The sequence below is a fragment of the Nonomuraea sp. NPDC051191 genome (assembly GCF_044455665.1).
Lineage (GTDB): Bacteria > Actinomycetota > Actinomycetes > Streptosporangiales > Streptosporangiaceae > Nonomuraea.
Genome location: NZ_JBITEZ010000015.1, coordinates 114,142 through 137,227 on the forward strand (window position 1 = coordinate 114,142; position 23,086 = coordinate 137,227).

The following is a 23,086-nucleotide window of genomic DNA, read 5'->3' on the forward strand; positions in this document are numbered from 1 at the left end:
GTACGCGGACCGGATCGATGGTCTAGTAATGGAACATGGGTCATATCGAGGTGAGCGGCGTGACGTACCTGCTGCCGGACGGGCGCCCGCTGCTGCTGGAGGCGTCGTTCAAGGTGGGCGACGGCGCCAAGGCGGCGCTGGTCGGCCCCAACGGCGCGGGCAAGACGACACTGCTCCGGCTGATCGCGGGCGACCTGTGCCCCGACGACGGGCGGGTCACCACCGGTGGCGGCGTCGGGGTGATGCGGCAGTTCCTCGGCACCGGCAGCGTGCGCGACCTGCTGCTGGGCGTCGCGCCCCTACGGGTGCGGGAGGCCGCGGCCGAGCTGGAGCGCGCGGAGTCGGCGATCGGGCGGTGCGACGACGAGCCCCGGCAGCTCGCCTACGCCCAGGCCGTCGCCGACTTCGCCGACGCGGGCGGCTACGAGCTGGAGGTCGTGTGGGACGTGTGCGCGACCGAGGCGCTCGGGCTGCCGTACGAGCGGGTCGCCGGCCGGGGGCTGGACACGCTGTCCGGCGGCGAGCAGAAACGGCTGATGCTGGAGGCGCTGCTGCGCGGCCCCGACGAGATCCTGCTGCTCGACGAGCCGGACAACTACCTGGACGTGCCGGCCAAGCAGTGGCTGGAGCGGGCGGTCAGGAGCTCGGCCAAGACGGTGCTGCTGGTCTCGCACGACCGTCGGCTGCTGGCCGAGGCGGCCGACCGCGTCGTCACGGTGGAGGGGCGCGAGGTGTGGGTGCACGGCGGCGGCTTCGCCGGTTACGCCGAGGCCCGCAGACGGCGCGGCGAGCGTCTGGAGGAGCGGCGGCGGCGCTGGGAGGACGAGCGGGGCCGGCTGCGCCGGCTGGTGCACGTCCTGCGGCAGCGGTCGGCGAACAACGACGCGCTCGCCGGGGCCTACCGGTCGGCGGTGTCCCGGCTGGAGCGCTTCGAGCGGGCGGGGCCGCCGAGCCGGCCGCCCAAGGAGCAGAACGTACGGATGCGGCTGCGCGGCGGGCGTACCGGGAAACGGGCCGTGACGTGCGCGGACCTGGAGCTGACCGGGCTGGTGCGGCCCTTCTCCACCGAGGTCGCCTACGGCGAGCGGGTCGGCGTGCTGGGCCTGAACGGCACCGGCAAGAGCCACTTCCTGCGCCTGCTGGCCGGCGAGCCCGTCGCGCACACCGGCGTGGCCCGGCTGGGCGCCCGCGTCGTCCCCGGCCACTTCGCCCAGACCCACCTGCGGCCCGACCTGCACGGACGGCCCGTCGCCGAGCTGGTCACCGAGACGTTCGCGCTGACCAGGAACGAGGCCATGGCCGCGCTGGCCCGCTACGAGCTGGCGCCGGCCGGCGGGCAGCGGTTCGAGACGTTGTCGGGCGGCCAGCAGGCCCGGCTGCAGATCCTGCTGCTGGAGTTGTCGGGGGCGACCCTGCTGCTGCTCGACGAGCCGACCGACAACCTCGACCTGGCCAGCGCGCAGGCGTTGCAGGAGGGGCTGGACGGCTTCGCGGGCACGGTGCTGGCGGTCACGCACGACCGCTGGTTCGCCGACGACCTGGACCGCCACCTGATCTTCGGCGCGGACGGCGTGGTGCGGGAGAGCCCCGAACCCCGCTGGGACCTCTAGCTGGAGGCGGCTAGGCCGCGCTCGCGGCGCAGCGTGGAGACCGTCATCGTCTCGTCGACCGCCTCGGGCGAGAGCACGTGGTCGAGAACCATCACCGCGCAGCCGCTGATGCCCGCCCCCGCGCCGAGCCGGCTCGGCTCGATGCGCAGCCGCCGGGTCGCCAGGGCGGTGGAACGCCGGTAGACGACCTCGCGGATGCTCGACACCAGCGGGCCGAACGCCTCGGCCATGTCGCCGCCGAGCACCACGACCGACGGGTTGAGGATGTTGACCGCCCCGGCCAGCACCTCGCCGATGCGGCGGCCGGCCGTGCGGACCGTGGCCATCGTCTCGGCGTCGCCCGCGCGCACCAGCGCGGTCACGTCGGCGATGGTCACGACGTTCTTGCCCGCCTCGCGCAGGTCGCGCAGCAGCGCGGTGCCACTGGCGACGGAGTCGACGCAGTCGGTGTTGCCGCAACGGCACAGCACGCCGCCGCCGTCGAGCACGGGGATGTGGCCGATCTCGCCGGCCGCCCCCATCGCGCCGCGCAGGATCTCGCCGCCGGCGATCACGCCCGCGCCGATCCGGGTGGAGACCTTCACGAACATCAGGTCGTCGAGGTCGGGGTAGGCGCCTCGGTGCTCGCCGATGGCCAGCACGTTGACGTCGTTGTCCACGAGCACCGGGACGGGGAACCGGTCGCGGATGATCGGCGGGATCACCACGCCGGTCCAGGAGGCCATCACCCGGGCGCTCTCCGTACGGCCCTGGGCGAACTCGACGGTGGCGGGCACGCCCATGCCGACGCCCCTGACGCACGAGCGGGGGCGGTCGCCGAGCAGCTCGTCCCAGGTGTCCATGAGCAGCGGGAGCACGACGTCGGGGCCCTGCTCGACGTCGATGAAGAAGTCACGGCCGGCCAGCTCGCGCCCGGCCAGGTCGCAGACCGCGACCCGGGTGCGGCTCGCGCCCAGCGCGGCGACCAGGACGACGCCGCCGCCGGAGTTGAACTCCAGCCGGACCGGCGGCCGCCCGCCCGTGGAGGGCGCGTCGGTGCGCTCGACGACCAGGCCGCGTTCGAGCAGCTCGCCGACGCGCAGTTGCACCGCCGGACGCGACAGACCGGTCACCCGGCCGAGGTCGGCGCGCGTGACGGCCTCACCTGTGCGGATGAGGCGGAGCACCTCGCCACTCGTGGCGAGGGTCGCGGCGGTACGTCGAGGCATCGGCTAAGTGAATCACATGGGCTTCGGTAATGAAAGGTGAAGACTTTTTCATCTCAGATAGCAAAACCCTGCTTGTGTACGACCCGAACTCTCGTTAGTGTCCGTTCTGTCCTTCTTGGTAGATCAACGGAGCTTCGCCTTGTCCCCCCTCTCGACCGCCAGCCCCGCCCATACCGCCGATCTCGTCGTCTTCGGCGGCACCGGCGACCTGTCCATGCGCAAGCTGATCCCGGCGCTCTACCACAGCGACAGGGACGGCCGGCTGTCCCCCGAGACCCGCGTCATCGCCATGTCCCGGGGCGGGCTGACCGACGCCGACTTCCGCGGCAAGGTGGACGCCGAGGTACGCGACCAGGTCCCCGTGGACGACCCCGCCGTCTGGCAGCGCTTCCTCGGCCGCCTGCACCACGTCTCGGTGGACGTCGGCGGCGAGGACAAGTCCGGGTGGGGCGCGCTGACCAGGCTGCTGGCCGGTCACGAGCAGCGTGACCGGGTGTTCTACCTGGCCAGCCCGCCGATGACGTTCGGCCCCTTCTGCCGCGAGCTGGACGAGGCCGGCCTGGTCACGCCGCTCTCGCGGGTGGTGCTGGAGAAGCCGCTCGGCCGCGACCTGCCCAGCGCGCAGCGGATCAACGACGAGGTCGGCGCCATCTTCGACGAGCGCCAGATCTTCCGCATCGACCACTACCTGGGCAAGGAGACGGTGCAGAACCTGCTGGTCCTGCGCTTCGCCAACGCCTTCCTCGAACCGATCTGGAACTCGCTGTGGATCGACCACGTCCAGATCACCGCCGCCGAGACCGTCGGCACGCCGGGACGGCGCGGCTACTACGACCACGCGGGCGCGCTGCGCGACATGGTGCAGAACCACCTGCTCCAGCTCCTCACGCTGACCGCGATGGAACCGCCGTCCCGCAACGACCGCGAGTCCATCCGCGACGAGAAGGTCAAGGTGCTGCAGTCGCTGCGGCCGGTCGTCGGGACCGAGGTGGACCGTTTCACCGTGCGCGGCCAGTACACCGAGGCCGACGGCATGCCGTCCTACCTGGACGAGCCCGCCTCCACGCCGACGACCGAGGCCTCGCGGCGGGTGGAGACGTTCACCGCGATCCGGGCCGAGATCAAGAACTGGCGATGGGCCGGGGTGCCGTTCTACCTGCGGACCGGCAAGCGCATGCCGTACCGGCGGTCGGAGATCGTGGTGCAGTTCAAGGACGTGCCGCACTCCATCTTCCCCGGCGGCACGCCGAACCGCCTGGTGCTGCGGTTGCAGCCCGAGGAGGGCATCGAGCTGCACATCATGGCCAAGGAGCCGGGCGCGGGCGAGGTGACGCTGAAGCCGGTGCCGCTGTCGCTCAGCTTCGGCAAGACGTTCACGGCCCGGGTGCCGGAGGCGTACGAGCGGCTGCTGACCGACGTCCTGGCGGGCAACCCGACGCTGTTCATGCGGCGTGACGAGGTGGAGGCGGCCTGGCGTTGGATCGATCCGATCCTGGCCGCCTGGGAGTCCTCCGCCGATCTGCCCGAGCCCTACCCCGCAGGAACCACCGGCCCCGCCGGGGCCCACGAACTGCTCGGCCGCAGCGGTCGCGCCTGGCACGAGGAGGAAGACCTGTGAATTCCGTCATCCAGGAGATCACCGATCGGATCGCCGAGCGCAGCGCGGCCAGCCGTACCGCCTACCTGGCGCGCATCCGGCGCGACGGCGAGGCGGCGCGGGCCAAGGGCCCGGCGCGCGCCCACCTGGGCTGCGCGAACCTGGCCCACGGCTTCGCGGCCGCGCCCGAGGACGACAAGCTGATCCTGCGCGGCGCCGGAAGCGCCGGAAGCGCCGGAAGCGCCGGAAGCGCCGGAAGCACGGCCAAGCCCGGCGTGGCGATCGTGACCAGCTACAACGACATGCTCTCGGCCCACCAGCCGTACGAGACCTACCCGCCGGAGCTGAAGGCGGCGGTGCGCAGGGCGGGCGGCGTGGCGCAGGTCGCCGGCGGCGTGCCCGCCATGTGCGACGGCATCACGCAGGGCCGCGCGGGCATGGAGCTGTCCCTCTACAGCCGCGACGTGATCGCCATGGCGGCCGCCATCGCGCTGTCGCACGACATGTTCGACGCGTCGCTGCTGCTGGGCGTCTGCGACAAGATCGTGCCGGGCCTGTTCATCGGGGCGCTGCACTTCGGGCACCTGCCGGCGATCTTCGTGCCGGCCGGGCCGATGACCTCCGGGCTGCCGAACAAGGTCAAGGCGCGCACCCGCCAGCTCTTCGCCGAGGGCAAGGTGGGACGGGCCGAGCTGCTGGACGCCGAGGCCAAGTCCTACCACTCCCCCGGCACCTGCACCTTCTACGGCACCGCCAACTCCAACCAGGCGCTGATGGAGGTCATGGGCCTGCACCTGCCCGGCTCGACGTTCGTCAACCCGCACACCGAGCTGCGCCACGCTCTCACCGAGGCGGCCGGCCGCCGCGCGGTGGAGATCACCGCGCACGGATCGGAGTACACGCCGATCGGCGAGCTGGTGGACGAGAAGTCCATCGTGAACGCGTGCGTGGCGCTGCTGGCCACCGGCGGCTCCACCAACCACACGCTGCACCTGGTCGCCATGGCCGCCGCCGCGGGCCTCGTGCTGACCTGGGACGACCTGGCCTGCCTGTCGCGCGTCGTGCCGTCGCTGACCAAGATCTACCCCAACGGCCAGGCGGACGTGAACCACTTCCGCGACGCCGGCGGCATGCAGGTGCTCATCGGCGACCTGCTGGACGAGGGCCTGCTCCACGGCGACGTGCTGACCGTCGCCGGCCCCGGCCTCGACCGCTACCGCGAGGCGCCGTCCCTGGTGGACGGCGAGCTGGTGTGGGAGCCGGTCACGGGCGGCAGCAAGGACCTCGACGTGCTGCGTCCGGTCGCCGAGCCGTTCTCGGCCGACGGCGGGATCCACATGGTCGAGGGCAACCTCGGCCGGGCCGTCAGCAAGGTGTCGGCGGTCAAGGCCGAGCACCTGGTGATCGAGGCCCCGGCCAAGGTGTTCGACGACCAGCTCGACCTGCTGCGCGCCTTCGAGGCCGGCGAGCTGGACGGGCAGGACTTCGTGGCCGTCATCCGCTACCAGGGCCCCAGCGCCAACGGCATGCCCGAGCTGCACAAGCTCACGCCGCCGCTGGCCGTGCTGCTGGACCGGGGGCAGCGGGTGGCGATCGTCACCGACGGCCGCATGTCGGGCGCGTCGGGCAAGGTGCCCGCGGCCATCCACCTGTCGCCCGAGGCCGCCGACGGCGGGCCGATCGCGCTCGTCCGCGACGGCGACGTGGTCCGGCTCGACTCGGCCGCCGGCACGCTGGAGCTGCTGGTGCCCGCCGAGGAGCTGGCCCGGCGCACGCCCGAGGGCCGGCCGCTGAACGACGCGGAGTGGGTCGGCACGGGACGCGAGCTGTTCGCCACGTTCCGCCGCATGGCCGGGCACGCCGAGCAGGGCGCGGGGATCTTCGGGGTGAGCGGCGCCGAGTCGCCCCACCACGGCCCCGGGCTGGGCTTCCCCGCCGAGGCGGGCGCCTCCCACCTGGAGACGGGCGCGCCCGCGGGCACGCGGGCCACCGGGCTGCGCCGGTGAGCGTTCGTGACATCCTTCCGGCGACGGCGTGCGATCCCGGTCGCGCCCTGAGCATCGGAGGTGTGAGATGAGTTCGTTCGACCTGCCCTGGCTGGTCGCCGACATCGGGGGGACCAACGCCCGGTTCGGGCTGGTCACCTCGCCGCAGGCCCGGCCGACGAACGTCGCGGTGCTGGCCGGCTCCGCCTACGCCACCCTGCCCGACGCCGTGGACGCCTACCTCGCCGAGCACGCGGGCGGGGCGCGTCCGGGCGCGGCCTGCCTGGCGCTGGCCGGGCCCATCGACGGCGACCGCTACCGGCTGACGAACTCGGCGTGGGCCGGGTCCGTCCGCGACCTGGGCATCCCGTACGCGGTGCTGCTCAACGACTTCGAGGCGCTGGCCGTGTCGCTGCCGCACCTGGAGGGCCCCGACCTGGTGTCCCTGGGCGGGCCCGAGCCCGGCGACGGCGTCAAGGCCGTGCTGGGCCCGGGGACCGGGCTCGGCGTCGGCGGGCTCGTGCCCACCGACCGGGGCTGGACGCCCGTCCCGGGCGAGGGCGGGCACGTCACGGTGCCGGTGATCGACCGGCGGGAGCTGGAGATCGTACGGGTGCTGCAGGCCGAGGGGCTGCCGCACGTCGTGGCCGAGCACCTGCTGTCCGGCCCCGGCCTGGTACGCCTGCACCGGGCGCTGGCCAAGGTCAACGGCGTGACCGCGCCCGACCTGAACGCCTCCGACATCGTGGCCCGGCTCGACGACTCGCTCTGCGCGGAGACCGTCGAGGTGTTCTGCGAGATGCTGGGCAGCTTCGCCGGGAACGTGGCCCTCACCCTGGGCGCCAGGGGTGGGGTGTACCTGGGCGGCGGGGTGCTGCCCCGTATCGTGGAACGGGTGCGGGCCAGCGGCTTCCGCGACCGGTTCATCGGCAACCCCGACATGTCCGGATACCTGGAGGCGATCGCCACCACGCTGATCGTCGCGCCCCAGCCGGCGCTCACCGGCGCGGCCGCCTGGCTGCGCCGGCGGGCCACCACCGAACTCGTGGGCTGAGGCCCACCCTGATCACCACTAGACGGCCGCGACCCCGGCCGATGAGGAGAAGACTCTCATGAGCTTGCTCGACCTCGCCCCCGTGATCCCCGTCGTGGTGATCGACGACGTGGCGACCGCCGTGCCGATGGCCGAGGCGCTCGTGGCGGGCGGACTGCCCGTCATCGAGGTGACGCTGCGCACGCCGGCCGCGCTCGGCGCGATCGAGCGGATCGCCGCGGAGGTGCCGGGGGCCACGGTCGGCGCGGGCACGATCCGCACCACCGCCGACATCTCGGCGGCCGTGGCGGCCGGGTCCCGGTTCCTGGTCTCGCCGGGCACGACGTTGTCGCTGGTGGAGGCGCTGGAGGCGAGCGGCGTGCCGTACCTGCCGGGCGCGGCCACCGTCTCGGAGGTGATGGCGCTGGCCGAGCGCGGCATCAAGGAGCTGAAGTTCTTCCCGGCCGAGGCGGCGGGCGGCGTGCCGTACCTGAAGTCGCTGGCCGGGCCGCTGCCGGACGTGCGCTTCTGCCCGACCGGCGGCATCCGGGCCGAGAGCGCCGCCGACTACCTGCGGCTGCCGAACGTCGGCTGCGTGGGCGGGAGCTGGCTCACCCCGGCCGACGTGCTGGCCGCGGGCGACTGGGCGCGGGTGGAGAAGCTGGCCGCCGACGCGGCGGCCCTGCGCCGGTAGGCCGCCCCTGTCGGAGGTCCTGGGCCTTGGCGTCCTCGTGCCGCGCCTGCTCGCACTCGGCGACGGGCGCGCGGGTGCGGCAGTCCTCGTAGACGGCGGTCGCGTGCCGGCAGATGTCGCCGCCCTCGGAGGTGAGGGTCCAGCCGTACCGGCAGAAGGCGTACTCCTCGATGCCTTCGACGCAGATGTGGCGGGCGATCTCCGTGCCCTCGACGGTCCGCGCCCGGCAGGCGTCATAGCCGGGGGCGGCGTCGCCGCAGAGCATCCCGCCGCCCCGCCGGACGCAGACGGTGTAGACCGCCGGGCGCTCGCACCGGCGGTCCGTCCCACCGGCGAACCGGCAGTACAGGTACGCCCGCGCGGCGCTCTCCCCGTCCCGCGCGCACGTCCGCGTGTCGCGTACGACGACGTCGGCGCGACGGCAGTCCGTCAGGAACGCCTTCCGGTCACGCTGGACGGCCTCGCTGCCCCGGCAACGACGGCCGGTGAACCCGGCCTCCTCGCAGGCGTCGAGAAGGGCCCGTCCCCTCTCGCACCGCTTGGCGTCGGAGGTGTCCGCGCAGGACTCCAGCAGCTCCGGCGGCGGCTGCGTGGACCGGATCACGGGCACCGGTGTGCTCGTGGGGGCCGCCGTGTGGGCGGCTCGCGGGACGTCCCGTTCCGGGCCGTAGGCCAGCCAGAGCAGCCCTCCGACGAGCAGCACCGCCGTCAGCGCGACGGCGTACGCCCGCAGCGACATCTTGATGCCCCCTTCGCACGCCCATGCGCATATGTCGCACTTTTGGACTTATACCGCAGAACCACCGCCGACGTGGCCGTTTACGGGTAAGCCGAGATCATCAGCCTGCGCCGAACCGGGTATTCGGACGCGTGGCGGCGGGGTAGGGCAAGGAATGCCAAGCCGTAGCCCCGGGAAGCCCCATCCGCTCCTCGGAGAGCGAAAGGGACTGCCATGCCGCTGCAAACGGCCCGCCAGGAAGACCTCACGCGTCCGGTGACGCCGATCGGGAGCCTGGAGCGGGGCATCGACATCCTCCTCGCGCTGAGCGCCGCGCCCCGGCCGGTCAGCCTGGCCCAGCTCAGCCGGAGCACGGGCCTGCCCAAGTCCACGGCCCACCGCATCCTGGGTGTGTTGTGCGCCCGCGAACTGGCCCGGCGGGTGGGCACCGGCTACCTGCCCGGCCGGCAACTGGAGACCATGGCCGGCATCGCCAGGAGTCGCATCCCGGGGTCGCGCCGGGTGGTGCTGCCGTACCTGCTCTGCCTGCAGGAGACCACCCGGCAGACGGTCAACCTGGCCGTGACCGCCGGCCTGGAGGCCCGCTACGTCGAGCGCCTGTACGGTCACGACCGCGTCCGCTCCCGCTCCGACGGCACCGATCTCGCGCCGCTGCACTGCACGGCGACCGGCAAGGCGCTGCTGGCCTTCGACACCGGGCTGCGCGAGGAGGTGCTCGGGCGCGGCGGCTTCGAGCGGCTGACCCGTCGCACGATCACCGGGGTGGCCACGCTGGAACGGGAACTGGCCCAGGTCCGCCGCTACGGCGTGGCCTACGCCCAGGAGGAGTACACCGAGGGCGTGTCGTGCGTGGCCGCGCCGGTGTTCGGGCCCGGCGGCGGCGTGTGCATGTCGGTGGGGGTGGCGGCGCCGGCGCCGTCCGCGCCGCTGGCCCGGCTGGGCCTCACCGTACGCGGCGCGGCACAGGCGATCTCGGCCGCGCTGGTGGTGGCCTGAGGTGTTCCGGCTTCTGGAACGCTCCATATGGCGCGGCCCGAAAACGTTCCGCCCAGCGAGACCCCCGCTTGCGCGACCGGCGGACGGGCGATCGCATGAGCCCATGAACCACCTTCCCGCTCCGGCCGCCGAGGAGGCGCCCGCGGCCCGGCGAGGTCAGGCCCCGACGCCCCTGGGCACGGGCCCCGGGGAGGGCACGCGTGCCTAGAGGCCTGCACAGGGCCACCGTGCTGGAGAGCCTGCGCCTGGCCGCCGCCCTCCTGCCGCCGGGCACGCCGCACGCGACGGCCGGGCTCGACCTGCTGCGCTCCCGCTCCCTGCTGACCGGCCTGCACGTGCGGTACGGCGGCCGTCCCGTGCTCGTCCGCGGCCCGCGCCGCACGGCGCTGGTGGTGCTGTCCCGCCGCGACGCCGAGCGCGTGCTGTCGGAGCCCGCCTTCGTCCCCGCCGTGCGCACGCGGGCCGCCGGGCTGCCCTACGACGTGCTGCGACCGACGTTCGCCGAGGTCGCGCGCGAGGAGGCGGCGGCGCTGACGGCGGGCGTGATCGACTACGCCCGGCTGGAGGGCTGCTGGCAACGCGTGGCCCGGCGCTGCGTCTACGGCGCGGGCGCCGCCGGCGACGAGGAGCTGAGCGCGCTGCTCGCCCAGGTCAGGCGAGCGGGCAGAGGCCGGGCCAGACGCCGCCAGGAGATTCTGTCCGGCCGCTACGACGCCCGCATCCTCGACCACCTGCGCCGCGCCGAGCCCGGCACCCTCGCCGGCCTGCTGGCCGAGACCAGCGGCCCGGAGGCGCGCGGCCTGCGGCAGGCGGCGTTCTGGCTGCTCGGCTTCAGCGTCACCGCCGCGAGCCTCATGCGCACCCTCGCGCTGCTGGCCACCTACCCCGCCCAGCGCAAGTGCGCCCGCGCCGACCCCGACTACCTGCGCGCCTGCCTGCGCGAGGGCCTGCGCCTGTGGCCGCCGGTCCCGGCCCTGTCCCGGGTCACCACCGAGGAGACCGACTGGTACGGCGTCCCGGTGCCCGCCGGCACCCACGTCATCCTCCCCTTCGCCCCCCACCAGCGCAGCCCCCGCCTCCACTACGCCGACTCCTTCGCCCCCGAGATCTGGCTCGACGGCACCGCCGCCGACGAATGGTGGGCCCTGCCGCGCTGCGACGGCGTGCACCTGATGCTCGGCGTCGGCACGGCCTTCCTGGGCGGAATCCTGGCCGCGGCACGCCCCAAGGCGTCCGGCCGGCCGCTGTCGCCGCACCGCCCGCTGCCCCCGGCGCTCAACGCCGCGCGACTGCGGGTGGCGATGCGTCCGCTGACGCGGCGTGCGGGCCAGAGCTGACCGGTCTTCGTCGCCACCGGGCCTCGGCTTCTCCGTTAGAGTCTGGGGGAGAAAAAGGCGTACCGGCGGGAGAAACGGTTCGGTTTGCGACGGGATGACGACGGCGAGAGGACGGCGACCGTGGGGCGCTCGGCAGGCACTCCGCTGGAGCCTGAGGATCCGCCGGCGATCGGCCCCTACGAGCTGGTGAGCCGTCTCGGCTCGGGTGGCATGGGCACCGTCTACCTCGCCAGGGGCGCCGACGGGGTCAAGGTCGCGCTCAAGGCCATCAGGCGGGACTTCACGGCCGACCCGGTCTACCGGGCGCGCTTCCACGAAGAGGTGTCCAACGCGCGCAAGGTGGCCTCGTTCTGCACCGCGCGGGTGCTCGACCACGGCGAGGACCGCGGGGTGCTCTACCTGGTCACCGAGTACATCGACGGCATCTCGCTGGAGAACCAGCTGATCGAGCACGGCGCGCTGCCGCCGTCCGTGCTGCACTCGGCGGCCGTGGGCGTGGCGGCGGCGCTGACCGCCATCCACGCCGCGGGGCTGGTCCACCGCGACCTCAAGCCGGCCAACGTCATGCTGACGCTGGCCGGGCCGCGGGTGATCGACTTCGGCCTGGCGCGTTCCACGCACGTCGCGTCCCGGCACACGAACGCCGGCATGGTGATGGGCACGCCCGGGTGGATCGCTCCCGAGCAGGTCTTCGAGGGGCACACGAGCCCGGCCGGCGACGTGTTCGCCTGGGGGTCGCTGATCGCGTACGCGGGTCTCGGCGGGCACCCGTTCGGCGAGGGGGACGCGTACGTGATGGCGGCGCGGGCCCGTACCGCGCCGCCGGACCTGCGCGGGCTGCCCGCGCCCCTCGACCGGCTGGTCGCGGCGGCCATCCACCCCGACCCGGCGCGCCGGCCCGCGGCCAAGCAGCTCCTGCTGGAACTGGTGGGGGCGGCCGACGAGCCCGCGGCCCAACTGGCGGCCACCGAACACCTGACCAACGCGTGGAACCCCTCGGAGTTCCGGCCGCTCGGCCCCATGACCCCACCCGCCGAACGCACCGGCCCCCGGCCCCCGATTCCCCCGGCGGCCGGCTCCCGCCCCCCGATGCCGCCCCCGGCCGAACGCACGGGCCCCCGCCCGCCGATGCCCCCCTCCACCGAGCGCACAGGATCCCGCGCCCCGATGCCACCTGCCGCCGAACGCACAGCATCCGGCGCTCCGATGCCACCCATGCCTGAACGCACAGCGTCCGGCGCTCCGATGCCACCCGGAGCTGAACGCACACTGTCCGGCGGCCCGATGCCGCCCATGCCTGAACGCACGGCGTCCGGCGGCCCGATGCCGCCTGCGGCCGAACGTGCGGCGTTCGGGGGGCCGATGCCGCCCGCCGAGCGCACCGGCCCGCGCCCGCCGATGCCCGCCCCAGCGGACTACCAGGGGCCGGGCGCACCTCAGACGCCGTCCGCCGCCGACCACGCCGGGCCGCCCCACGCTGCCCAGATGCCCTCTCCGGCCGAGCTCACGGGCCCGCGTCCGCCCCAGATGCCTTCCCCGGCGGAACGCACCGGCCCGCGCCCGCCGCAGATGCCCTCCGCAGCCGAGCGCACCGGCCCCCGCCCGCCGCAGATGCCCTCCGCGGCGGAACGCACCGGTCCGCGCCCGCCCATGCCCGCCCCGACGGAGCATCCCGCTCCACGCGCGCCACAGATGCCGCCCCCCGTGGACCGGACCGGCAACATCCCGCTCCCCCACCACCAGACCACCGGCCAGGGCCCTCTACCGCCGCACACCACGGGCCAGGGCCCGCTCCCCGGGTACGTGCCCCCGCGCCCCAAACGCGGCATGTTCACCGGCTGCGTGACCGTCCTGGTGATCGCGATCGTCCTGCTCGTGGTGCTGCTGGCCGCCCTCGCCTGGATCTTCCGCTCCCCCGCCATGGGCGCGGACGGCCCGGTACAGGACGGCAAGCTGAAGTTCGCGGTAACCGGCACAAAGTGCCCCAAGCCCGCGAAGTCGGCCTCCCGCCGGACCTGCCAGATCACGGTGAAGGTGAACAACGTCGGCCCCGACGCCCGCGTCCTCCAACCCGGCCAGCAGAAGCTGATCGACGCGGACGAGGCCCTGCACGGCGGGAGCAAACTCCTCGACAAGAGCGGCACCGAGATCACCCCGGTCCGCATCGCCCCCGGCCAGTCCTTCACCGGCACGCTGGAGTTCGACCTGCCGAAGAGCGCCGAGCCGGCGGGCCTTGAAGTACACGACTCGGGACAGAGCGCCGGAGCCCGAGTAGCCCTGGACTGAGCCAGAAACCCCCGCGGTGACCGCTCTTTGCCGCCGCGCCGCATGATTTCGACGGAAAGGCCTCGACGTCGACCTTCCAGCGACTACCCATGTCGACCGACGCCATCCGGCTGGAAGGCTCAGCGATCCGCCGATGGATCGCTCGCCAGAAGCGCCCCCTTCCATCGATCCGGCACGAGGAGACATGAGCCGCGACGTCGCCATCCACCTGGAGCTCGCACACGACATCGATTTCATGGACGTCCTCGATCGGCTCACCCGGATGGGGTGGGAGCTGCTGCGCGAAGAAGACGCCATCTGGTACATGACCGACTACGACTGGAAAATCCTGCCGCTGGACGGCCTGGACGAGGTGAAACGCGACATGCGCACCTCCTACGAGGCCGGGGAGGCGGTAGGCATCACCAGCAGGCTGCCCGACGGGAAGACCTTCGCGAACGTGCTGTTCCACGAGGAAAGGACATCGGTCTCCCTGCTCCCTCTGCTGGACTACCGCACCATCGCGCACATGCCGGAGTTCGTCGACCTGGGCTGGTATCTCGAAACGTTCCTGACGGCCTGCAGAGACCTGCCCATCGTACGAACAGAAGCCAGCGACCAGCGGTGACACCGTCAGGCGCGCCGGAGAGACCCCTGCCAACCTTCGCCTGCCCAAAAGGTTGAGCGATTGGTGGTGGGATGGCGGCGCGATCGAGGACATTGGGCTTTCGACCACGGGCGTGACCCGTTCTGGTGAGGGTCAGGTCGCCGCCACCTCAGAACCCCTGCTCCGCCGAGACCACACCCTCCAGCGGAGCGCCGTCGGCGAGGTGGCGCACGTTCGCGGCCACCCGTTCGGCCAGGCCACGCCAGTAGGACGACGGCGGGTTCGCGGTGTGCGGCGTGATCAGGACGTTCTCCATGTGCCACAACGGGTGCCCGGACGGCAGCGGCTCGGGATCGGTGACGTCCAGCGCGGCACCACCGATCCGCCCATCGCGCAGCGCCGCCACCAGGTCATCGGTCACGACGAGCGCGCCGCGTGCGATGTTGACCAGCCAGGCGTCCGTACGCATCAGGTCAAGCTCGGGAGCGCCGATCATGCCCTTGGTGCTCGGCGTGGTGGCCGCCGCGAGGACGACGTACGCCGCCTCCGGCAGCGCCTCCCGATATCGGGCACGAGGCAGGATCCGGTGTGCACCGGGCGCCCAGCCACTGTCGGTGACCGCGACCACCGGGCAGCCGAACGGCTCCAGCATCCTGATGAGCGCCCGCCCGATACCCCCACAGCCGATGATCGCGACCGTCGAGCCGGCGAACTCCTTCGACTCGTTCCTCCCCCACTCGGTGGCCCTGGCCAGTCGGGGCAGGTTGCGGGCCGCGGCCAGCATGAGGGCCAGTGCGTGCTCGGCGACGGGCACGCCATAGGAGCCGGTGGCGGCGGTGAAGACAGGCGCCTCGGTGATCACTCCCGCCGCGGCGTACCGCTCGACACCCGCCGCCGGCAGCTGCACCCACCGGATGCCGTCATGGATCATGGATCGCAGCTCCTCGGGGCCGCCGCGCCCGTAGTAGACGATCGCCTCCGCCTCCTCCAGCGGCACGACACTGCCACCCGACCGCCGTACGGCGTCGACCAGCACAGGCACCGGCTCAGGGCCGACATGGACGGCGACGCTCATCGGGGAACCTCCGTGACGTGCTCTCTGCTGTTCTCCAGGATCTGCTCGACCTCGGCGCGGGCACGTCCGACGATGTCCGCCGCGGCCTGCGCGGCCTCGGCCGCCCGCCCGGCGGCGACCGCCTCGGCGATCTCGTGGTGGAGTCCGATGGCGGTCGTCTCCAGGCGCTCGGGCAGGAGCAGCAGCTCTCGCCTGGCTTCGAGCAGCACCTCGGTCACCTCGGCGAGCTGAGCGAACATGCCGTTGCCCGACGCGGTCAGCAGCACCCGGTGGAAGGCCGCGTCGGCCGTGACGTAGGCCGGGCTGTCACCGGCGCGGGCGGCGGCGTCCATGGCGTGGGCGTGGGCGGCCAGTTCGTCCCGCACGCGGGGGTCGGGTTTCGCCGCGGCCAGCGCGGCGGCGGCGGGCTCGATGGCGGCGCGCAGCTCGGCCAGCTCACGCAGCTGCACCTCACGCCCGGGCGAGGCCAGCCGCCAGCGGATCACCTGGGGGTCATAAAGGTTCCAGGCGCTCATCGGCCGCACGGTGACGCCGACACGAGGACGGCTGGTGACCACGCGTTTCGACTCCAGCACGCGGACGGCCTCCCGTGCGACGGTCCGGGAGACTCCGTACCGCTCCTGGACGTCCTCCAGTCGCAGCACCTCCCCCGCGCGGATCTCCCCGCCCGCCAGTGACCTGCCGACCGCGTCGAGCACCTGCCCGTGCAGGCCCCGTAGCGTCTCCACACTCATCGGGCCCGTCCAAGCCCCGCCAGCAGCGCCGCCACCCGCTCGCTTGCGGCACGCGGGCCGCCCGACGTCAGCGCCGAGCCCATGCCACAGGCCACGGCACCGGCCACGATCCACTCGGGAGCGTCGTCGATGGTCACGCCGCCGGTGGGGATCGCGGGCAGCTGCGGCAGAGCGGCCCGCACGTCCCGCAGCCAGGACGGCGACACCGCCGACGCCGGGAAGATCTTGACCGCGTCCGCCCCCTCTTCCAGGGCACGGACGATCTCCGTCGGGGTGGTCACGCCCGGGAAGACCGGCACGCCGTAGCGGTGCCCGGCGCGGATCACGTCGGTGCGCAGGCCGGGCGAGACCAGGAACCGCGCGCCCGCCTCCACGGCGGCCCTGGCGGCGGCCTCGTCGAGTACGGTCCCCGCCCCGACCAGCGCGTCGGGGCGCTGCTCGGTGAGCCGGGCCACGGCGCTGAGGGCGCGGGGCGTGGTGAGCGCGACCTCGACGGCACGCAGCCCGGCGTCCAGCACGGCCTCGGCCGCCGTCAGCGCCGCCTCGGGCACGGCGGCCCGGACGATGCCGAACACGCGTTGCTCCGTGACGGCCTGGACGATCTCCCAGCGGTACATGACGTCCCTTCTCCGGTTTCCCTCATCAACGCACGGCTACGGCGAGCCGCCCTCCGTGGTGACGGACGATCCCCCGCCTACCCGCCCCTGACTGCGTTTTCACGAATCGCCTTCGCCCGATTTGCGGACTCGCGATTCTCGTTCGATCGTCTTCGCCGGCCTCTTGCGGCGCAGGGGCCAGGCGCCGCAGGCTCCCCGTCACCGCACACACCAGGAGCAGGCCGACAGCAGAGTCATTCGACACACTCCTGATCAGTAACGGCCCCTCTGCGGCAACGAGGTCACTCATGACGGCGAAGCATCTCCGACTGGTTTTCGACTATCGGTGGACCGTTTCGGTGTGTCCGGTGAAGGCAGCCAAAGCGCGCTCCAGCCCCGCCCGGTCCGGCAGACCGTCGGTGTCCGCGGCGCACTGGACGACGAGCGCCGCCACCGCCGCCGCCTCGCGCAGACACACCTCGTACGGCTCGCCGCGCAGCATCCCCGACAGGAACCCCGCGGCGAACCCGTCCCCCGCTCCCACGGGGTCGGTCACCGGCACCCTGAACGCCTCCTGCCGCAGCCCCGCGCATGTCGCGGACTTGTCGCGGTGCTTGATCACGGTCAACCCGGGCAGCGTCGCCGGGTCTATTCGGAGCAGGTCGAGCTCGTCCTCGCCGGCCAGCACCACGTCCGCCCTGGCCAGCAGCGGCGCCACCCGCTCGCGCCACGCTGCGGGCTCGCCCAGCTTGTGTCGGATGTTGGGGTCGATGGAGATCAGCGCCCCGGCCTGCCCTGCCAGCTCCAGCAGCCGCAGGGTCGCCAGGTGCGCGGTCTCGGACAACATCGGAGTGATCCCCGTGACATGGACGATCTTCGCACCACTCACCATCTCCGGTGTCAGCTCGTCGGGAGCGAGCCTGGACGCGGCCGCCCCCGCACGGTAGTACTGCACGTCGATGGCCCGGAAGGGATGGCTGTCGCGGACGAGCAGACCGGTCGGCGCACCCGGGTCGATGACGGCATGCCTGGTGTCGACGCCCTCGGCCCGGAGCATGGACAGGACCGCCCGGCCCGCCGGATCCGCGCCGACCCGGCCGAGCCAGCGCACGTCGTGGCCGAGCCTGGCCAACCCGGCGGCCACGTTCGACTCCGCGCCCGCGATCGAGCGGCGGAAGACCGTGGCCCGCTCCAGCGGGATGCCGGGCTCGGCCAGCATCAGGAGCATCGCCTCACCGCACACCACGACGCTCATGACTCGCCCATCCCTCGTCGCCCCGCATTCAATGGTGCTATCAAATCATGAAAGGCACGAGAAGAGTCGCTCAGGTCGTCTTGTAGGCGGAAGGCTGGGAGATGTCGATCCTGGATCGATCGGGCAGGGCCATCGTGGCGACGAACCCGACCACCGCCCCCACGACCATGAAGATCGCGATGGCCTGCCAGCCGTAGTCGTGCAGCAGCCACGTCGCGATCAGCGGCGCCGGACCGCCGGCGATGATCGACGCGAGCTGATACCCGAGGCCTGCGCCGCCGTACCTGAGTCTGGTCGGGAAGCTCTCGGCGATGAGCGAGGCCTGCGGGCCGTACTCCATGGCGTGTTGGATCTGCGTGACCATGATCGTGAGGAAGACCACCAGCACGATGCCGGTGTTGAGCAGCGCGAAGTACGGGAACGCCACCACCGCCAACAGCGCGGCGCCGACCGCGTACACGAGCCGGCGGCCGACACGGTCGCTCAGGTGCCCGAAGAACGGGATCGCGACGAGTTCCACCGCCGCCGCACAGGTCACCGCCGACAGCGCGATCGTCCGGGACAGGCCGAGCTGCTGGGTGACGTAGGTGATGGCGAACGTCGTGTAGAGGTAGAACGGCATCTGCTCCGACACGCGCAGCAACGCGCTGAGCACCACCTCTTTGGGGTGCCTGCGCAGCACCTCGACTACCGGCAGCCTGACCACCTGCCGCCGTTCCAGCACCCGCGCGAACATCGGGGTCTCCAGCACCCTCAGCCGCACCCACATCCCGATGGCCACCAGGACCAAGCTGGCCAGGAACGGCACCCGCCATCCCCAGTCCTTGAACGTGTCGCCGGTCGTGGTGGCCAGCAGTGACATCGCGCCGGTGCCGAGGATCAGCCCGATGGGCACGCCCACCTGCGGCCAGCTCGCCATCAGCCCACGCCTGCGCTGGTCGCCCCACTCCATCGACAGCAGCACCGACCCGCTCCACTCGCCGCCCACCGCGATGCCCTGCAGAACACGCAGGACCACCAGGATGATCGGCGCTGCCACGCCGATGCTGTCGGTGCCCGGCAACACGCCGATGAGCGCGCTGGCCACGCCCATCGTCAGCAGGGTCACGATGAGCGTCGCCTTCCTGCCGATGCGGTCGCCCCAGTGGCCGAAGATCGCCGCTCCCACGGGCCGGGCGGCGAAGCCCACGGCGTTGGTCGCGAAGGCCGCCAGCGTGCCCGCGTACGGCGTGGACTTCGGGAAGAAGACCTCGGCGAAGACCACGGCGGCGGCCGTGTTGTAGAGGAAGAAGTCGTACCATTCGATGGCGGTGCCGACCACACTCGCCGTGGCGGCCTTGCGCACCTGGGCTCTGTGTTCGGCGGTCGTTAATCCGCTGCTGGTCTCGGTCACGCTGCACCTCGAAGGCGCTCCTGGGCCGCGTCCGCGCCAACGGTCGCCCTACCCCGCACCCGTGCCACGAACCACCTTCGGCCTTCTCCCCTCGCGGGAAACCTCCGGCCATCGTCGCGCCTCCTCTCATGGGGACGGCCCCCGGCTCCGCCCGGCTGGAAGCGGCGCCGGGCAGAACTCTAACACTCGTTAACCCGTCTCGCCGCCGGCGTCGCCTGGGTGCCCAGATCGGGCGGAGGCGCCCCAGGAGGGCGTCAGGCAGCGGGTTCGCCCCCATGGTTCGGGTCGGGCAAACCGGCGAGGACCGCGTCGAGCGCGAACCTGAAGTGTTCGACCTGGTCGGCCCGCCGACGCGCGGCCTCTACCGCGTGATAGTGCGGATACTTGTCGGCGGGGAGCTCGGTCCAGTCCCTCGCGGCGGCCTCGTGCAGGACCAGATGCCCGACGCACACGCGCAGGACCGCCCCCTTCACGTGATCGGCCTGGTCAGGAGGGAAGCCCGCGTCCAACAGGATGCCGAAGATGGCTTCATGGAGGCTCATCACGGGCGCGCGCCGGGCGTAGGTGGTGATGGACCACACCGAGGCCCTGGGATGCTCCAGCGACTGCCTGACCATCGAACCCATGAGCCCGCGCAGCTGGTCCTTCCACCCCCCTTCGCGGGGGGCCTGCGAGACGATGTTGCTGCACACCTCGTCCACGATGGCCTCCAGCAGCGACTCGCGCCCGTCGAAGTAGTGGTAGATCGCCGTCGCCGTCACATCGAGACGTTTGGCCAGCTTACGCATGCTGATGCCGTGGGCGCCGTCCGCCTCGAGGACCTCCAGGCCGGCTTCCAGGATCTTGTGACGGGTGAGCATCTGCATTGACCTCGCGCTTAACACATGTTAGAAATCTAACGGCCGTTAACTCCGGACAGCTTATCCGAGGGGAGAGGGATCCTTGGCTGCCGTTCTCACGTGCCGTCCCGTCATCCATCAACGATCATCCGCTCACGGGGAGACGATCCGGTGTCCACGACCTCCGAAGTGACAGCGCCGGCGGCGACCCCGCGCCGCCCACGACGCCGGATCCTGCTTCGAGCTCTGCTCGTGCTGCTCCTGCTCGTGGTCCTCGCGGTGGCAGGCGCCGTCTACGCGGTGAACCGTGGCGGAGCCCCGCAGACAGCCGCTCAGCTGGGCTCCGAGCCCGAGCTCGGGGAGCGCGAGACGTTCCCCATCCCCAGGGTCAACGCCCCCGACGTGGTCGGCTGGCCCTCCGGCAGGACGCCGACGGCACCGGCCGGGTTCACGGTCGCCCGGTTCGCAGGTGAGCTGGAGCATCCCCGATGGCTCTACGAGTTGCCCAACGGCGACGTGCTCGTGGCCGAGTCGGCCACGCTGCCCAAAGACCCGGAGTCCCCCATCATGGGGCTGTTCTACTGGCTGCGCCGCAACGACGGCTCGACCACCGAACGCAGCGCCAACCGGATCACGCTGCTGCGCGACACCGACGGTGACGGGGTGGCCGACTTCCGCAGCGTGTTCCTGGACAACCTCAACCAGCCGTTCGGGATGGCGCTGCTGGCCGCGTCCGCGCCGTACACGCCCGGTCCGGCGGCTCCGGACGGCACCCAGGCGGCCTTCTACGTCGCGGGCACCGACGGTGTTTGGCGCTTTCCGTACAAGCTGGGCGAGACCCGCGTCACCGAGCCCGGCAAGAAGATTCTCGACCTGCCGGCCGGCGGCTACAACAACCACTGGACCCGCAACCTCTTCGCCGCGCCCGACGGCACCAAGCTCTATGTCACGGTCGGTTCGTCGAGCAACGCGGGCGAACACGGTCTGGAGGCCGAGAAACGGCGCGCCGCGGTCCTGGAGATCAACCCTGACGGCACCGGCGAGCGCATCCTGGCCTCCGGCCTCAGAAACCCCAACGGCCTGGGCCTCGAACCCCACTCCAAGACACTCTGGACAGTCGTCAACGAACGCGACCTCCTGGGCGACGACGCCTCACCCGACTACCTCACGCGCGTACGCCCCGGCGACTTCTACGGCTGGCCCTGGAGTTATTGGGGTCGTCACGTGGACGACCGGGTCCAGCCTCAGCGTCCGGACATGGTGGCCCGCGCCCTCCGTCCCGACTATGCCCTCGGCGCCCACACGGCCCCGCTCGGCCTGGCCTTCTCCGACAGCGCCACGTTCCCCGAGCGCTACCGCGGCGGCGCCTTCATCACCGAACACGGCTCGTGGAACCGGGGCGATCCGGTGGGCTACAAGGTCGTGTACGTGCCCTTCAAAGACGGCATGCCCAGCGCCAAACCCCAGGACTTCCTGACCGGCTTCAAACCGGCACCGGACGACAGCGCCACCTACGGCCGGCCGGTGGGCGTGATCATGGGCAAGAACGGCCGCTTATTGGTCGCCGACGACGCCGGGAACACGATCTGGCACATCACGCCGCGACCGTGACCCCGGGCCTCGTCCCGGACCGCATCCGCGCCATTCGCTGTCCTTCTCCGGACGACCGACGCGACGACCGACGGAAACTGAACGGGCGGCCGACACGCGATGGAAGGCGGAGGTGGGCGGCAGGCGGAGGACCGGTGGCGGGTGAAGAACGTGCGGTGGCGGGAGGATGGGCGGCGGGTCCCCATCCATCCTCCAGGCGTTCGGTCAGGCGGGGTCTTCTGTCGAGGACAGGCGTCCTTCGCCGGCTACGCCCGCAAGGGGGGTGCCACGGAGGCTGAGCAGGAACAGGAGGGCGCACCCGCCGGTCAGGGCGATATCGGCGACGTTGCCGACGAACAGGCCACCGTAGTCGATGAAGTCCACCACGTGACCCTGGGCGAACGCGGGCGGGCGGAAGAGCCGGTCGAGCAGGTGGGAGGTGGCCCCGCCGAGCAGCGCGCCCAGCACGACGGCCCAGGCCGGCGAGCTCAGCCGTCGGGCCATGTACAGGATCCCGGCGACCGCTCCGGCGGCTGCCAGGGTGAACACCCAGGTCACGCCCTCTCCCAGGGAGAACGCGGCACCGGGGTTGAGCAGCAGCCGCAAGGAGAGCAGCCGTGGGATCACCGTGACCTCCTCACCGCCGGACAGCGCCGACAACGCCCAGAACTTGGACGCCTGATCGACCACGAGCACCATCACGGCTAGCACGATCACCCACGCACGAGGACGCCCTCCTCGACTCGTCGTCTGCGGGCCGCGTTCGTCTGACACTCTTGCCTCACAATCCCTGGCTTCTCGCCCCGAAATCTACCGAACCTTCGTCGTGGCCACGCTCGCTCCCGCGCGTGGAACGGCTTGGAACGCCTTCCAGATCGGCGCCGGCGACATGCCGGTTCCGGTTCGGACGATGGAAGGAACGCGTATGTCAGAACGTCGACCAGGCCGCGGACGGTACCACCGCGCGGCCCTCGTGCTCGCCGCCGCCGGGGTGGTGGGGCTGCTCGCCGCAGGCCAGACCGTACCTGCCCAGGCCGCCGCCTCCACCGCAGGCCAAGGCGTGCCTGCTCGGACCGCCGTCTCTGCCGCGGGGCTCAAGTGCGGGTTCGCCACTCACGACCTGTCGTACACGGGTGCCGCGCCCGCGCGGGTGGTCGCCCAGGGCGAGTGCGTCCCCGAGACCTTGGATCACGGGCTGTTCGTCAAGATCTTCCGCAACGGGACGGTGGTCTTCAGCGGCGGCAACGGAGTGGGCATCGTCACCGCCGTCTACACCTGCCGTGGCAGCACGCCGGGCGATTTCCGGGCAGTGTGGAGCACCGGCCAGGTGGACGAGGCAACGTTCCCCTGCGGCTGACCGCCTGGGCGACGGGGGCGCAGGCGGCCTCGGCGAGGCCAGCACGGCCAAGGCGCTCGGGGGCGCCGGGGCGCTCGGGACGAGGCCAAGTCGGCCGAAGCGAGCCTGACCCGGTCGGGGCGAGGGCACGGGACGGTCGGGGGGGCCGGGACGTGGAGCCGGGCGATCGGAGGCGG

At 72.4% G+C, this 23,086-nt stretch carries 20 protein-coding genes; 11 read left to right on the forward strand and 9 right to left on the reverse strand.

Going from position 1 to position 23,086, the window contains the following annotated elements:
- Positions 1-35 precede the first annotated feature (35 nt).
- Positions 36-1,610: an ATP-binding cassette domain-containing protein gene (locus tag ACIA8R_RS38205; protein ID WP_397042452.1), complete on the forward strand. Its 1,575-nt coding sequence runs from the start codon at positions 36-38 to the stop codon at positions 1,608-1,610.
- Here the strand turns inward: ACIA8R_RS38205 and ACIA8R_RS38210 are convergent.
- Positions 1,607-2,818, reverse strand: coding sequence for an ROK family transcriptional regulator (locus tag ACIA8R_RS38210; protein WP_357695973.1), 1,212 nt, complete (start codon positions 2,816-2,818; stop codon positions 1,607-1,609). The genes ACIA8R_RS38205 and ACIA8R_RS38210 overlap by 4 nt on opposite strands.
- A gap of 214 nt (positions 2,819-3,032) precedes the next feature.
- Here ACIA8R_RS38210 and zwf point away from each other — a divergent pair, with 214 nt between their 5' ends.
- The 4 genes from zwf (at position 3,033) to eda (ending at position 8,127) form a co-directional block, all read left to right on the forward strand.
- Positions 3,033-4,436, forward strand: a complete 1,404-nt coding sequence (zwf, locus tag ACIA8R_RS38215; protein WP_397042551.1) for a glucose-6-phosphate dehydrogenase — start codon at positions 3,033-3,035, stop codon at positions 4,434-4,436.
- On the forward strand, positions 4,433-6,421 hold the full coding sequence (gene edd, locus ACIA8R_RS38220) for a phosphogluconate dehydratase (RefSeq protein WP_397042453.1): 1,989 nt from the start codon (positions 4,433-4,435) through the stop codon (positions 6,419-6,421). The genes zwf and edd overlap by 4 nt, the downstream gene beginning before the upstream one ends.
- A gap of 67 nt (positions 6,422-6,488) precedes the next feature.
- On the forward strand, positions 6,489-7,454 hold the full coding sequence (locus tag ACIA8R_RS38225; protein WP_397042454.1) for a glucokinase: 966 nt from the start codon (positions 6,489-6,491) through the stop codon (positions 7,452-7,454).
- 58 nt (positions 7,455-7,512) lie between these two features.
- Positions 7,513-8,127: a bifunctional 4-hydroxy-2-oxoglutarate aldolase/2-dehydro-3-deoxy-phosphogluconate aldolase gene (gene eda / locus ACIA8R_RS38230; RefSeq protein ID WP_397042455.1), complete on the forward strand. Its 615-nt coding sequence runs from the start codon at positions 7,513-7,515 to the stop codon at positions 8,125-8,127.
- On the opposite strand, the gene ACIA8R_RS38235 is transcribed toward eda, so the two are convergent.
- Positions 8,045-8,866, reverse strand: coding sequence for a hypothetical protein (locus ACIA8R_RS38235; RefSeq protein ID WP_397042456.1), 822 nt, complete (start codon positions 8,864-8,866; stop codon positions 8,045-8,047). The genes eda and ACIA8R_RS38235 overlap by 83 nt on opposite strands.
- A gap of 213 nt (positions 8,867-9,079) precedes the next feature.
- On the opposite strand from ACIA8R_RS38235, the gene ACIA8R_RS38240 reads away from it, so the two are divergent.
- The 4 genes from ACIA8R_RS38240 to ACIA8R_RS38255 all read left to right on the forward strand — a co-directional run bounded on the left by ACIA8R_RS38240 (position 9,080) and on the right by ACIA8R_RS38255 (position 14,092).
- Complete coding sequence (locus ACIA8R_RS38240; RefSeq protein ID WP_357695961.1) at positions 9,080-9,862, forward strand: IclR family transcriptional regulator; 783 nt, start codon at positions 9,080-9,082, stop codon at positions 9,860-9,862.
- Positions 9,863-10,062: 200 nt separating this feature from the next.
- Complete coding sequence (locus ACIA8R_RS38245) at positions 10,063-11,199, forward strand: cytochrome P450 (protein ID WP_364094375.1); 1,137 nt, start codon at positions 10,063-10,065, stop codon at positions 11,197-11,199.
- 120 nt (positions 11,200-11,319) lie between these two features.
- The gene (locus ACIA8R_RS38250) at positions 11,320-13,485 is read left to right on the forward strand and encodes a protein kinase (RefSeq protein ID WP_397042457.1); all 2,166 of its coding nucleotides are present in this window, start codon (positions 11,320-11,322) and stop codon (positions 13,483-13,485) included.
- A gap of 184 nt (positions 13,486-13,669) precedes the next feature.
- Complete coding sequence (locus ACIA8R_RS38255) at positions 13,670-14,092, forward strand: hypothetical protein (protein WP_397042458.1); 423 nt, start codon at positions 13,670-13,672, stop codon at positions 14,090-14,092.
- A gap of 148 nt (positions 14,093-14,240) precedes the next feature.
- Here ACIA8R_RS38255 and ACIA8R_RS38260 read toward each other — a convergent pair whose 3' ends face one another.
- The 6 genes from ACIA8R_RS38260 to ACIA8R_RS38285 form a co-directional block, all read right to left on the reverse strand.
- A complete protein-coding gene (locus tag ACIA8R_RS38260; RefSeq protein ID WP_397042459.1) occupies positions 14,241-15,146 on the reverse strand; it encodes an NAD(P)-dependent oxidoreductase in 906 nt (301 codons plus the stop codon).
- Positions 15,143-15,880: an FCD domain-containing protein gene (locus tag ACIA8R_RS38265; protein ID WP_357695953.1), complete on the reverse strand. Its 738-nt coding sequence runs from the start codon at positions 15,878-15,880 to the stop codon at positions 15,143-15,145. The genes ACIA8R_RS38260 and ACIA8R_RS38265 overlap by 4 nt, the downstream gene beginning before the upstream one ends.
- Positions 15,877-16,497: a bifunctional 4-hydroxy-2-oxoglutarate aldolase/2-dehydro-3-deoxy-phosphogluconate aldolase gene (locus ACIA8R_RS38270; RefSeq protein WP_397042460.1), complete on the reverse strand. Its 621-nt coding sequence runs from the start codon at positions 16,495-16,497 to the stop codon at positions 15,877-15,879. The genes ACIA8R_RS38265 and ACIA8R_RS38270 overlap by 4 nt, the downstream gene beginning before the upstream one ends.
- Positions 16,498-16,816: 319 nt before the next feature.
- Positions 16,817-17,731: a sugar kinase gene (locus ACIA8R_RS38275; RefSeq protein WP_397042461.1), complete on the reverse strand. Its 915-nt coding sequence runs from the start codon at positions 17,729-17,731 to the stop codon at positions 16,817-16,819.
- Positions 17,732-17,801: 70 nt separating this feature from the next.
- Complete coding sequence (locus ACIA8R_RS38280) at positions 17,802-19,124, reverse strand: MFS transporter (RefSeq protein WP_397042462.1); 1,323 nt, start codon at positions 19,122-19,124, stop codon at positions 17,802-17,804.
- A 254-nt stretch (positions 19,125-19,378) separates the two neighbouring features.
- On the reverse strand, positions 19,379-19,990 hold the full coding sequence (locus ACIA8R_RS38285) for a TetR/AcrR family transcriptional regulator (protein ID WP_364094399.1): 612 nt from the start codon (positions 19,988-19,990) through the stop codon (positions 19,379-19,381).
- 225 nt (positions 19,991-20,215) lie between these two features.
- On the opposite strand from ACIA8R_RS38285, the gene ACIA8R_RS38290 reads away from it, so the two are divergent.
- Positions 20,216-21,574 carry a PQQ-dependent sugar dehydrogenase gene (locus ACIA8R_RS38290; RefSeq protein ID WP_397042463.1) on the forward strand — a complete coding sequence of 453 codons (1,359 nt, stop codon included), beginning with the start codon at positions 20,216-20,218 and terminating at the stop codon, positions 21,572-21,574.
- A gap of 204 nt (positions 21,575-21,778) precedes the next feature.
- On the opposite strand, the gene ACIA8R_RS38295 is transcribed toward ACIA8R_RS38290, so the two are convergent.
- Positions 21,779-22,252, reverse strand: a complete 474-nt coding sequence (locus tag ACIA8R_RS38295; RefSeq protein ID WP_397042552.1) for a signal peptidase II — start codon at positions 22,250-22,252, stop codon at positions 21,779-21,781.
- A gap of 226 nt (positions 22,253-22,478) precedes the next feature.
- Between ACIA8R_RS38295 and ACIA8R_RS38300 the strand changes: the two genes are divergently transcribed.
- Positions 22,479-22,910, forward strand: a complete 432-nt coding sequence (locus ACIA8R_RS38300) for a hypothetical protein (RefSeq protein WP_397042464.1) — start codon at positions 22,479-22,481, stop codon at positions 22,908-22,910.
- Positions 22,911-23,086 lie beyond the last annotated feature (176 nt).

Coding starts and splice junctions, on each gene's coding strand:
- ACIA8R_RS38205 (WP_397042452.1), top strand. CDS start 36: ATGGGTCATATCGAGGTGAGCGGCGTGACGTACCTGCTGCCGGACGGG.
- ACIA8R_RS38210 (WP_357695973.1), bottom strand. CDS start 2,818: ATGCCTCGACGTACCGCCGCGACCCTCGCCACGAGTGGCGAGGTGCTC.
- zwf (WP_397042551.1), top strand. CDS start 3,033: ATGCGCAAGCTGATCCCGGCGCTCTACCACAGCGACAGGGACGGCCGG.
- ACIA8R_RS38225 (WP_397042454.1), top strand. CDS start 6,489: ATGAGTTCGTTCGACCTGCCCTGGCTGGTCGCCGACATCGGGGGGACC.
- eda (WP_397042455.1), top strand. CDS start 7,513: ATGAGCTTGCTCGACCTCGCCCCCGTGATCCCCGTCGTGGTGATCGAC.
- ACIA8R_RS38235 (WP_397042456.1), bottom strand. CDS start 8,866: ATGTCGCTGCGGGCGTACGCCGTCGCGCTGACGGCGGTGCTGCTCGTC.
- ACIA8R_RS38240 (WP_357695961.1), top strand. CDS start 9,080: ATGCCGCTGCAAACGGCCCGCCAGGAAGACCTCACGCGTCCGGTGACG.
- ACIA8R_RS38255 (WP_397042458.1), top strand. CDS start 13,670: ATGAGCCGCGACGTCGCCATCCACCTGGAGCTCGCACACGACATCGAT.
- ACIA8R_RS38260 (WP_397042459.1), bottom strand. CDS start 15,146: ATGAGCGTCGCCGTCCATGTCGGCCCTGAGCCGGTGCCTGTGCTGGTC.
- ACIA8R_RS38265 (WP_357695953.1), bottom strand. CDS start 15,880: ATGAGTGTGGAGACGCTACGGGGCCTGCACGGGCAGGTGCTCGACGCG.
- ACIA8R_RS38270 (WP_397042460.1), bottom strand. CDS start 16,497: ATGTACCGCTGGGAGATCGTCCAGGCCGTCACGGAGCAACGCGTGTTC.
- ACIA8R_RS38275 (WP_397042461.1), bottom strand. CDS start 17,731: ATGAGCGTCGTGGTGTGCGGTGAGGCGATGCTCCTGATGCTGGCCGAG.
- ACIA8R_RS38285 (WP_364094399.1), bottom strand. CDS start 19,990: ATGCAGATGCTCACCCGTCACAAGATCCTGGAAGCCGGCCTGGAGGTC.
- ACIA8R_RS38295 (WP_397042552.1), bottom strand. CDS start 22,252: ATGGTGCTCGTGGTCGATCAGGCGTCCAAGTTCTGGGCGTTGTCGGCG.
- ACIA8R_RS38300 (WP_397042464.1), top strand. CDS start 22,479: ATGTCAGAACGTCGACCAGGCCGCGGACGGTACCACCGCGCGGCCCTC.